This window comes from Pseudoalteromonas gelatinilytica, from assembly GCF_001641615.1.
In the GTDB taxonomy this organism is placed as follows: Bacteria; Pseudomonadota; Gammaproteobacteria; order Enterobacterales; family Alteromonadaceae; genus Pseudoalteromonas; species Pseudoalteromonas gelatinilytica.
In genome coordinates, this window is the sequence record NZ_LRRU01000020.1 from 907,769 (window position 1) to 918,751 (window position 10,983).

The 10,983-nt window shown below is 42.1% G+C and carries 11 protein-coding genes; 6 read left to right on the forward strand and 5 right to left on the reverse strand.

Annotated features, from left to right (window positions below):
- Nucleotides 1–64: 64 nt before the first annotated feature.
- From NH153_RS17100 to hemA, 5 genes are read right to left on the reverse strand one after another with little or no spacing between them, the layout of a single operon-like run.
- Nucleotides 65–439, reverse strand: coding sequence for a SirB2 family protein (locus NH153_RS17100; RefSeq protein WP_063706079.1), 375 nt, complete (start codon nt 437–439; stop codon nt 65–67).
- Between the two features lie 21 nt (nt 440–460).
- Nucleotides 461–1,999, reverse strand: coding sequence for a response regulator (locus NH153_RS17105; RefSeq protein ID WP_063706081.1), 1,539 nt, complete (start codon nt 1,997–1,999; stop codon nt 461–463).
- A gap of 45 nt (nt 2,000–2,044) precedes the next feature.
- Nucleotides 2,045–2,887, reverse strand: a complete 843-nt coding sequence (prmC, locus tag NH153_RS17110; protein WP_063706083.1) for a peptide chain release factor N(5)-glutamine methyltransferase — start codon at nt 2,885–2,887, stop codon at nt 2,045–2,047.
- 2 nt (nt 2,888–2,889) lie between these two features.
- Complete coding sequence (gene prfA, locus NH153_RS17115; protein WP_063706085.1) at nt 2,890–3,975, reverse strand: peptide chain release factor 1; 1,086 nt, start codon at nt 3,973–3,975, stop codon at nt 2,890–2,892.
- Nucleotides 3,976–3,982: 7 nt separating this feature from the next.
- Entirely contained in the window at nt 3,983–5,239 is a 1,257-nt protein-coding gene (gene hemA / locus NH153_RS17120) for a glutamyl-tRNA reductase (protein WP_063706087.1), read from the reverse strand.
- Nucleotides 5,240–5,322: 83 nt separating this feature from the next.
- Between hemA and lolB the strand changes: the two genes are divergently transcribed.
- The 6 genes from lolB to ychF all read left to right on the forward strand — a co-directional run bounded on the left by lolB (nt 5,323) and on the right by ychF (nt 10,296).
- A complete protein-coding gene (gene lolB / locus NH153_RS17125; protein ID WP_082874092.1) occupies nt 5,323–5,910 on the forward strand; it encodes a lipoprotein insertase outer membrane protein LolB in 588 nt (195 codons plus the stop codon).
- A gap of 2 nt (nt 5,911–5,912) precedes the next feature.
- The gene (gene ispE / locus NH153_RS17130; RefSeq protein WP_063706092.1) at nt 5,913–6,779 is read left to right on the forward strand and encodes a 4-(cytidine 5'-diphospho)-2-C-methyl-D-erythritol kinase; all 867 of its coding nucleotides are present in this window, start codon (nt 5,913–5,915) and stop codon (nt 6,777–6,779) included.
- A gap of 79 nt (nt 6,780–6,858) precedes the next feature.
- On the forward strand, nt 6,859–7,806 hold the full coding sequence (locus NH153_RS17135; RefSeq protein WP_063706094.1) for a ribose-phosphate pyrophosphokinase: 948 nt from the start codon (nt 6,859–6,861) through the stop codon (nt 7,804–7,806).
- 151 nt (nt 7,807–7,957) lie between these two features.
- The gene (locus tag NH153_RS17140) at nt 7,958–8,566 is read left to right on the forward strand and encodes a 50S ribosomal protein L25/general stress protein Ctc (protein WP_063706096.1); all 609 of its coding nucleotides are present in this window, start codon (nt 7,958–7,960) and stop codon (nt 8,564–8,566) included.
- Nucleotides 8,567–8,585: 19 nt separating this feature from the next.
- Nucleotides 8,586–9,170, forward strand: coding sequence for an aminoacyl-tRNA hydrolase (gene pth / locus NH153_RS17145; protein ID WP_082874093.1), 585 nt, complete (start codon nt 8,586–8,588; stop codon nt 9,168–9,170).
- Nucleotides 9,171–9,204: 34 nt separating this feature from the next.
- Nucleotides 9,205–10,296 (forward strand): redox-regulated ATPase YchF, encoded by a 1,092-nt coding sequence (gene ychF, locus NH153_RS17150; RefSeq protein WP_063706100.1) that lies wholly within the window; start codon nt 9,205–9,207, stop codon nt 10,294–10,296.
- Nucleotides 10,297–10,983 lie beyond the last annotated feature (687 nt).

Consider the following 10,983-nt stretch of genomic DNA (forward strand, 5'->3'; position numbering starts at 1 on the left):
CTGAGCGATGAGATATAAAAAAGCGGTACGACAGCACAGGCCATCAAATACCGCTGAGGGATTCTTATAAAAGAAGTGCAGTTTTAGCAGACGCTAAATAACCAATTGCTAATAAAATAAGGGTGGTTATAGCAAGTAGTACTACTTTCGCGCTTTGTGCGCTCTGCTTAGCTGCAACAATGCCTAGCACAATATAAGCAATAACTAAGATTATCTTTTCTAATAACCAAGATTGCTCAAGTGGGTTAAACCCTGCCATCACAATCAATGCAACTGCCGATACTAGCAATAAAGTGTCGATACTGTGACTACCAATAAACACCACTTTATTTTTTGCCAGAGCGCCCGTCTTTAAACGTGAAAATGAACGAACGTAAAATAAGATAATACTCAACACGGCAAATAACATGTGAGTATGTTTTACTGCTAAATAATCCATATGCCCCTAATTTTATTTTAATTAATCTGGATAACGTACAAGTACGTCTTCTATTTCTTTCACGCGCTGATTAAACACGTCAATCAGCTTAGGATCAAATTGTTTGCCCTGTTGTGAGTTAATTTCTTTTACTACATCATCAAGAGACCATGGTTCTTTGTAGCAGCGCTTATGACGTAGTGCGTCAAACACATCGGCTAAAGCCACAATACGACCCGCAATAGGAATATCCTCGCCTTTTAGACCTTTCGGATAGCCTGAACCGTCCCAACGCTCATGGTGCGATAATGCAATAATAGCCCCAGTATTAACGATGTCACGATTTGAGTCTTTTAAAATTAAATGACCTTTTTCAGCATGCTGTTGCATGATAGCCCATTCTTCATCAGTCAGTGGCCCAGGCTTATTTAAAATGGCATCCGGAATACCGACCTTGCCAACATCATGCAGTGGCGCTGCCAAGCGAATAAGTTCGGCTTCGCGTTTAGTTAGGCCATAACCCATCGCCAGCTCGTAACAAATATGCGAAACGCGTTTTACATGGTTACCTGTTTCTGTTGAGCGTTGCTCTAGCGCTTCGCTCAGTCTAAACACCAACTCTTGTTGTGTTGCTTCTATTTCAGATTGTAGCTGCACATTTTCATAGGCCAACTGTACATTTTGCGAGAAAATTTCAATTAAATGGCGCTGAGTATCGGTCAAATGCTTCGGAATACCTGAAATAAATAACATCGAGTTGTGGTTACATTCACTGCAACAATAGGCAAATAAATAGTTTTCACGGTAAACAATGGTTTTTTCACTCAATGCTTGTTGGCAAGCTTGCAGCTGCTCGTCGCTAAGTACGTCTTCAATTGCTTTACCTTCACTGCGCTCAAACTCACCACTACCCGAAAACACGACAAGCTTTTTTTGGTTATCCAACGGGTTACTCGCAACTAAGCTTGTTGCATACATGGCCTGATCGACAGTACCCAGTAATGAGGTAAGTTGTTGCATCACCCCTTCAATAAAGCTTTCAAGTGAATGGGTCGAGAAAATATCGCGCGATGCTTTAATAATTTTTTCAAGGCCTTGGCGAGATTGTTCAATCGATAAAATATCGCGATAAGAACGTAAGCTCGACATCACCACAGTAAACAGTTTTTGTGCCGTTAATTCAGTTTTTGATTTGTAGTCATTAATATCGTAATTAACGATAACTTGTCGCTCGGGTGCTTGACCTGGCTGACCAGTTCGAAGAATGATACGAATGTGATTATTTTTTGCTGTTTCGCGAATGAACTTAGCGACTTTGAGGCCTGCATCGTCGGTTTCCATTACCACATCGAGTAATACGATTGCAGCATCAGGATGCTGTTGAATTACTTGCTTGGCCTCTTCACCTGAATAGGCACTAATAAACTCTAATCGTTTATCTTGAAATTCAAAGTCACTCAACGCAAGCTTTGTTACGGCATGTACTTCTGGCTCGTCATCGACGACGATGACTTTCCAACTACCCTGAACCACCTCATTTACTTCATCAAGTGCTTCATCCGAAAACAAAAAATCATCCATTATATGGGATCCTCAAAGGCTATGTACGCACAGTGCACTTCATTATTATTTAAGCCATTGTGCTAACGTTACACGGTCATTACCGCCAAGATCTTTAATTGTAAGTATATGGCTATACGACATTTGTGCAAAAAAATCTTGAACCTTCACACTTTGTTTGTAGCCATGTTCAATTAAAAGATAGCCATTTGTTGCTAAATAGTCACGCGCGATAGTAATAATTTGTTTAATATCAGCCATACCGTCGTCATCTGCAACTAATGCAGAGAGCGGTTCAAAGCGCACATCACCTTGGTTTAGGTGCTCATCATCCTGTTCTATATACGGTGGATTGCTGACAATTAAGTTAAACTTTTGCGTATTTACGGCACTAAACCAATTACTCAAGGCAAAATTAGCATTGTTGATTGCAAGTCGCTGTTTATTTTCTTTAGCTAATTCGACAGCATCAGCCACCCTATCAACCCCTGTCACCTGCCAATTTGGCATTTCACTGGCCAATGCCAAGGCAATTGCCCCTGTCCCCGTGCCCAGATCAAGCACGTTTGCATCAGCAGGTAATTCAAGACCTAAAGCATATTCAACTAACGTTTCGGTATCGGGTCTTGGAATTAAAGTCGTTGGGTTGACCTTTAAAGGAAGGCTCCAAAATTCACGGAAACCCACAATATGCGCGACAGGTTCACCATTTAAACGGCGCTGGCATGCTTGCTCAAAATCGAGCTGTTGCTGTTCGGTGAGTTGTTTTTCTGGCCAGGTAAATAAGTAACTGCGAGGTTTATCTAGAATGGATAATAACAGGACTTGTGCGTCTAGTTTTGCACTGTCGCTGCTTGGCGTTAGTAACGCCGTCGCAGCAACAATGGCTTGTTCGATGCTTTGTGGCACGATTATTCATCGCCCATCGCAGCAAGTAAGTCAGCTTGGTGTTCTTGCATCAGTGGTTCAATTACACAGCCTAAATCACCCGCTACCACTTCATTTAAGCGATAAATGGTTAAATTAATACGGTGATCGGTGATACGACCTTGCGGGTAATTGTATGTACGAATACGCTCAGAACGGTCACCACTCCCTACGAGGTTACGACGCTCTGATGCTTCAGCCGCTTGGCGCTTTTCATCTTCAGCTTGTTGTAAACGTGCACCAAGTACAGACATCGCTTTAGCACGGTTTTTATGCTGTGAACGCTCGTCCTGACACTCAACAACCACACCTGTTGGAATGTGTGTAATACGAATTGCCGAGTCCGTTTTATTTACGTGCTGACCACCGGCACCCGATGCACGGAACGTATCAACTTTAATATCCGCTGGGTTAATCTCAATTGCTTCTGCTTCAGGAATTTCAGCCATAACTGCAACTGTACAGGCTGAAGTATGTACACGGCCTTGCGACTCAGTCTCTGGTACACGTTGTACACGGTGCGCGCCCGATTCAAACTTCAAACGACCATACACACCTTCACCTGAGATATGTGCAATCACTTCTTTGTAACCGCCGTGTTCACCTTCGTTAGTACTCACTACCTCTACTTTCCACTTTTTAGTCTCAGCGTAGCGGCTGTACATACGGAATAAATCACCTGCGAAGATAGCAGCTTCATCACCACCGGTACCCGCACGAACCTCTAAATAGACGTTATTATTGTCTTTAGGATCTTTTGGCAGCATTAGAATTTGGATTTCGTCTTCTAAAGCGGTAATTTGTGCTTTTGCTTCTTTATATTCTTCTTGCGCCATTTCACGCATGTCAGGATCAGAGTCTTTTAGCATTTCTTCAGCTGTAGCAACATCATCTTGTGCTTGTTGGTAAGCTAAAAATGCTTTTACGATTTCTTCTAATTCTGAGTATTCTTTAGATAAGGCACGAAAGCGATTTTGGTCGCTGATCACAGAGGGGTCGCTTAGCAGCGCTTGCACTTCCTCATAACGCTCTACTAAGGTTTCTAACTTTCTATAAACAGACTCTTTCATTTAACGACTATTCCTGATCAATACCTAACATTTTCTTTAATTGGCTTAACTCGGCTGCTTCACCTTTTTTAGCAGCATCTTGAATGGCACGGGTAGGTGCGTGCATCAAGCGGTTGGTCAGTTTATTTGCCAACTCGAGTATAACTTTCTCTGCCTCTTTACCTGCTTGTAGCTGGCCAAGGGCTTTTTCGACAAGTTCTGACTTAATATCTTGTACATCGTTGCGATAATGGCGAATTAAATCCACCGAATCGAGTGAACGCAACCACATAGCAAATTCATCGGTACGTGAGCGAATAATAGCTTGCGCTTGCTCAGCAGCCTGCTCACGGGCGGCGATATTCTCGCTTACTATGGCTTGTAAGTCATCAACTGAATACAAATAGGCGGCATCTAGTTCGCCTACTTGGCTTTCGATATCACGCGGTACCGCAATATCAATAAATAACATTGGCTTGTGGCGGCGCTTTTTCAGCGCTTGTTCTACCACCCCTTTACCAATGATTGGCAAAGTACTAGCGGTTGAACTAATAACAATATCAGCGTCGTGTAAACGCTCAGGTAACTGGGCAAGTGCAATAACATCCGCATTAACGTCGCTTGCTAGGGTTTTAGCGCGTTCAATGGTGCGGTTTGCCACCGTTATTTTTTGCGGATCGTTTTGGTATAAATGCTTAGCAACCAATTCTATGGTCTCACCCGCACCAATCAGCAGTACATTGGTTTTATCTAACTTGCCATAAATGTGCTTAGCAAGATTAACCGCGGCATAAGCAACCGATACAGCGCTGGCTCCAATGTCGGTTTCGGTACGCACTTGTTTTGCCACTGAAAAGGTTTTTTGGAACAAGCGATCAAAGGTCACACCAATGGCATCATGAGTTTTGGCATTATGGTAGGCTTGTTTTATTTGCCCCAAAATTTGCGGTTCACCGAGTACTAACGAATCAAGCCCACATGACACCCGCATTAAATGGTTAATTGCTTCATTACCTTCATGGTAATAGGTGTTACTGCTCAGTTCTTGTTCATCCAAACCATGGAAACTGGCTAACCAGTGCAACAGGGTTTGGGAATTACGCTCGGCAAGGCTACAATAGATTTCAGTTCGGTTGCAGGTCGAAACAATAACCGCTTCATTAAAATGCGCGTGACCGCTTAATTGCTGTAACGCCTCAGACATTTGCTCAGGCGAAAACGCGACTTTTTCGCGTAATTCTACGGATGCGGTTTTGTGATTTATACCAAGTGCTACGATGGTCATATGTACCAAATATTGCTAAGCCCAGCTGTAAAGGCATTAATTTTACCAAAAATCAGCGGAATATGGAAAGTAAGGAACGACATTTGATTAAACAATATTTGATTTTATTCATGTTTTTTTTATTTATTGGTGGTTGTGCGCAAAAAATTTCAACCGTTGATTACATTTATCCTGACTGGAAAAGCCGATTAGAACAACACGCACAGTGGCAAGTACAAGGAAAAATGGCGTTTATTAGTACCGAACAACGTCAATCGGCCAACCTAAACTGGCAGCATGATGAACAACAAAGTGACATGGTGCTTACCAGCTTTATTGGCACCCGTATTTTATCTTTAAAACAAAATGCCAACGGTGCCGAGCTTGAATATGACGGCGATGTGTATACCGATCGCGATGCCTCAATGTTGTTATATCGGTTAACCGGTTTTTCAATTCCTCTAGATAATGCCGCAAAATGGCTAAAAGGCACCGTCGAAAACGACCAAGCCAGCTATGATGAGCAAGGCCGATTAAAAAGTCTTATTTGGCAAGCTCACAATGGTCAAAAGTGGCAAATCACCTACTCAGATTACATTAAGCAAGATGGCTATTGGCTTCCTGTTAAGCTCAGCCTCAAAAACCAAAAAATCCGTATTAAAATTCAACTTAATGATTGGCAGTTAAATTAATCATGACGCACGTATCAACCGCTCCGCTAACGTTAATAGCACCAGCAAAACTAAATTTATTTCTTCATATTAATGGTCGCCGTGAAGATGGCTATCATGAACTTGAAACCCTGTTCACTTTTTTAGAGTATGGTGACGAGCTTACATTTACTGTCACTAACGACTCAGAAATTAAAGTAACAGGTGATACAAACGGCATTGAGCTTGAAGATAACCTTATATATAAAGCCGCTCGTTTATTACAACAGTACGGTGATTGTAAACACGGCGTGCGTATCGAATTATTAAAGCGCTTGCCGATGGGCGGTGGTGTTGGCGGTGGCTCATCCGATGCAGCGACAACCCTCCTTGCCCTAAATAAGCTATGGGGCTGTGATTTAACGCTGACAGAATTAGCAGAACTTGGGGTGAAATTAGGCGCTGATGTGCCGGTATTTATTAATGGCCACACTGCCATAGCCCACGGTATTGGTGAGCAACTCGAAAATGTTGAGTTACCACCAAGCTGGTTTTGTGTCATTCATCCTGGGGAGCATGTTAGCACCGCGAAAATTTTCACCCACCCTGATCTAAAACGCGATACACCTAAGCTAAAAGCAGACTGGCAAACAGAAAATTTAGGCAATGATTGTGAGGCTTTGGTTAAAAAGCTCTGCCCCGAGGTTGAAAAAGCCCTGCAGTGGTTGCTAAAATACGCCCCGTCAAAGATGACTGGTACAGGCGCTTGCTGCTTTGCTGAGTTTTCAACCGAGGCACAAGCACAACAAGTTTTAGCTCAGTTACCAGAAAAATGGACAGGTTTTGTTGCAAGTAGTGCTACACTTTCACCTGCTCATACAGCATTAAATGCTCACTTTGAAATGAAGTAACGTACAAGTAAATGTTAACCTGCTTTGGTGCCTACCATAGCCTGTTAGTCCCAAAATTCAGTGCCTGAGGAACCCTACCGTGCCTGACATGAAGCTCTTCGCTGGTAACGCAACACCTGAGCTAGCTCAAAAAGTTGCAAAACGTTTGTATATTGAATTAGGCGATGCTGTTGTTGGCCGTTTTAGTGACGGTGAGATCAGTGTTCAAATTAATGAAAATGTTCGTGGCTCTGACGTTTTCATCATTCAATCAACCTGTAACCCTACTAACGATAACTTAATGGAGCTTATCGTTATGGTTGATGCCCTACGTCGTGCATCTGCTGGACGTATTACCGCAGTTATCCCTTATTTTGGTTACTCACGTCAAGACCGCCGCGTGCGTTCTGCGCGTGTACCAATTACAGCTAAAGTAGTTGCAGATTTCCTTTCAAGTGTTGGTGTTGACCGCGTTCTTACGGTTGATTTACACGCAGAACAAATCCAAGGTTTCTTCGACGTACCAGTTGATAACGTATTCGGTAGCCCAGTACTACTAGAAGATATGAAAGAGCGCGACTTCGAAGACGTAGTTGTTGTTTCTCCTGATATCGGTGGTGTTGTTCGTGCTCGTGCAATCGCGAAGCTATTAAACGACACTGACCTAGCAATTATCGACAAGCGTCGTCCACAAGCAAACGTTTCACAAGTAATGCACATTATTGGTGACGTTGAAGGTCGTGACTGTATCATCGTTGATGACATGATCGACACCGGTGGTACTTTATGTAAAGCAGCAGCGGCGCTTAAAGAGCATGGTGCAAAACGCGTATTTGCTTACGCTACTCACCCAGTACTTTCAGGCAATGCAGCTGAGAACATCCGTAATTCAGTGATTGACGAAGTTATCGTGACTGACTCAATTACACTGTCTGATGAGCTTAAAGCAATTGATAAAATCAAAGTGCTTACGCTTGCAGATATGCTTGCTGAAACAATCCGTCGTATCAGCAACGAAGAATCTATTTCAGCGATGTTTGAACACTAATCAACATCACTGTGATACTGAAAAAGCACCGCCTAGGTGCTTTTTTTGTAGTCGTTATTTATTTTCCCCGAAAGGGGTGGTATGATAGCGCGCCTTTTGGCTAGGGACCTTGGTCGCAAAGGCCCTAAGACTATTAATTATTGGAGACATTATGTCAACTTACACATACAATGCAGAATTACGTACAGAAACAGGTACTGGTGCGAGCCGCCGCCTACGCCGTGAAGATAAAGTTCCTGCAATCCTTTACGGTGCTGACAAAGAAGCTGCATCAATCGTTCTTGCACACAAAGATATGATCAAAGCGCAAGAAGACGAAGGTTTCTACACGCACATCCTTACTTTAAACATCGGTGGCGAGTCAGTTGAAGCTATCCTTAAAGATATTCAACGTCACCCGTTCAAGCCTAAGATCACTCACTTAGACTTCCAACGTGTAGATGCTTCTCACAAACTTCACACTAAAGTGCCAGTACACTTCATCGGTGAAGAAAAAGTAACTAAAGCAGGTAACACTGTTGTTCACCAATTAACTGAAATCGAAATCACGTGTCTTCCTAAAGCACTTCCTGAGTTCGTTGAAGTTAACGTTGCAGGTTTAGTAGCTGGTGATTCAATCCACCTTTCTGACCTTAAACTTCCTTCAGGTGTTTCATCTGTTGAGCTAGCTAAAGGCGCTGATCACGATCAGTCTATTGTTACTGTTAAAGCTAACAAAGCTGCTCCTGCTGAAGAATCTTCAGAAGACGCTGCAGAATAATTTTTAAGGTGTAAACACCTTGAATTCTATTCAAATGCTTGTGGGCCTGGCTAATCCAGGCCCCGAATACGCAAACACACGCCATAATGCAGGTGCTTGGTTCATCGAAGAACTGGCTGCACGCTATAACTGCACACTCAAACATGATCCTAAATATCACGGCCTCACGGGCAAAGTGATAATTCAAGGCCAAGAATTTAAATTACTGATCCCTACAACTTATATGAATTTAAGTGGTAAGGCGGTGAGTAGTCTCGCAAATTTCTTTAAAATCCCTGTAGAAAACATTCTCGTTGCTCATGACGAAATGGATCTTGAACCTGGGGTTGCAAAACTTAAAAAAGGTGGCGGCCACGGCGGTCACAATGGTTTAAAAGATATTATTGCGAAAATGGCAAACCAAAAAGATTTCATGCGCCTTCGCATTGGCATTGGTCATCCAGGTCACCGAGAAATGGTAACCGGTTGGGTACTTGGTAAAGCTGCGAAAGACGATCAAGAAAAAATGGACGCTGCCGTTGACGAAGCAGTTCGTTGTATGGAAATACTTGCAAAAGATGGTGTGTTAAAAGCACAAAACAGACTACATTCATTTAAACCTTAATCCGTTTTAATGAAATTACACAAGGTATCTTACTATGGGTTTTAAATGTGGCATCGTTGGCTTGCCAAACGTTGGTAAATCAACACTATTTAATGCACTAACTCAAGCGGGTATTGAAGCCGCTAACTTCCCTTTCTGTACCATTGAACCAAATACAGGTGTGGTACCGGTTCCTGATGCGCGCCTAAATGACTTAGCCGCTATTGTAAATCCTCAGCGTATTTTACCAACGACAATGGAATTCGTTGATATTGCCGGTCTAGTAAAAGGCGCATCTAAAGGTGAAGGTTTAGGTAACCAGTTCCTAGCAAATATTCGTGAAACAGATGCAATTGGTCACGTGGTTCGTTGTTTTGAAGACGAAAACATTGTTCACGTTGCTGGCACAATTGACCCTGCTGATGATATCGATGTAATTAACACCGAATTAGTTCTTGCTGATATGGACAGTGCTGATAAAGCACTCGTGCGTAACGCTAAAAAAGCGAAAGGCGGCGATAAAGACGCTAAAGAACAAAATGCAGTGTTAGAAAAAGTAAAAGCGCACCTAGATGAAGGTTTAACGTTACGTTCATTAGCACTTACAAAAGAAGAAAAAGCGGCAATTAAGTCTCTTAACTTCTTAACGATTAAACCAACAATGTACATTGCTAACGTGGCAGAGGATGGGTTTGAGAATAACCCTTACCTAGATAAAGTACGTGAAATTGCCGCTGCTGAAGATGCCGTTGTTATTCCAGTATGTGCTGCAATTGAATCTGAGCTGTCTGAGCTTGAAGAAGAAGATAAATTAGAATTTATGGCTGACTTAGGCTTAGAAGAGCCAGGTCTTAACTTAGTGATCCGTGGTGGTTACGAGTTACTTAAATTACAAACTTACTTCACTGCTGGCGTTAAAGAAGTACGTGCATGGACAATCCCAGTCGGTGCGACTGCGCCACAAGCCGCTGGTAAAATCCACACTGACTTTGAGCGCGGCTTTATCCGTGCACAAACAATTGCTTTTGACGACTATGTCGCGTTTAAAGGTGAAAGTGGTGCAAAAGAAGCGGGTAAAATGCGTCAAGAAGGTAAAGAGTACATCGTTAAAGACGGCGATGTGATGAACTTCTTATTTAACGTATAAGCCATTCGCTTATTCGATTTTAAAAGGCTCGTTTTTACGGGCCTTTTTTATTGCCTAAATATTCCCTAAAACTCCCTAAACATGATGAGCGATGCCTCCTTGCCTCTAAACGCTCTCTTGCATGATGCAGCGTGAATTTATGCAAAACCGTAAATCGTATTTTTAAACACCCTAAAGAATAATGAGTGATCACGACAGTTAATAGAGGATAGTTTTCAAAGCTCACAACCAATTTTGCAAACTGCTGACTGCGTGATTAGCAAATTGTGGGTATTTAAAAAGTAAAAACTAGGCCGATTAATCGCAAATTTGCCTGTATAAAATCATTCGCTTTTCATTTTTTGCAGTTAAACACGTTAAAAAAACACACTTACTAATTTTGAAACTTGATTTTTGTATGAAAATCAAGCAACTTAAAATCTGAGTTTTAAAACTCTTATTATGCATTTGGGAATTAAACTCAAAAATTGCAGTCAAAAAAACAGCAATTTAAATGAAATTTAGCCACTTAGCTTAATTTTAATGCAAACAAACACTGATAAGCATTTTTTTGCAAAAAAGGTGTTGACGGATTTGGGTCATATCAGCATAATACGCCCCGCACTCAGCGATGAAGTGATAACAAAAAAGATGGCTAAGTAGCTCAGTTGGTTAGAGCACATCACTCATAATGATGGGGTCACAGGT

Excerpts from the sequence above, each read along its gene's own strand:
- NH153_RS17100 (WP_063706079.1), bottom strand. The coding sequence starts at position 439 with ATGGATTATTTAGCAGTAAAACATACTCACATGTTATTTGCCGTGTTG.
- prfA (WP_063706085.1), bottom strand. The coding sequence starts at position 3,975 with ATGAAAGAGTCTGTTTATAGAAAGTTAGAAACCTTAGTAGAGCGTTAT.
- ispE (WP_063706092.1), top strand. The coding sequence starts at position 5,913 with ATGACGCACGTATCAACCGCTCCGCTAACGTTAATAGCACCAGCAAAA.
- NH153_RS17105 (WP_063706081.1), bottom strand. The coding sequence starts at position 1,999 with ATGGATGATTTTTTGTTTTCGGATGAAGCACTTGATGAAGTAAATGAG.
- ychF (WP_063706100.1), top strand. The coding sequence starts at position 9,205 with ATGGGTTTTAAATGTGGCATCGTTGGCTTGCCAAACGTTGGTAAATCA.
- hemA (WP_063706087.1), bottom strand. The coding sequence starts at position 5,239 with ATGACCATCGTAGCACTTGGTATAAATCACAAAACCGCATCCGTAGAA.
- NH153_RS17140 (WP_063706096.1), top strand. The coding sequence starts at position 7,958 with ATGTCAACTTACACATACAATGCAGAATTACGTACAGAAACAGGTACT.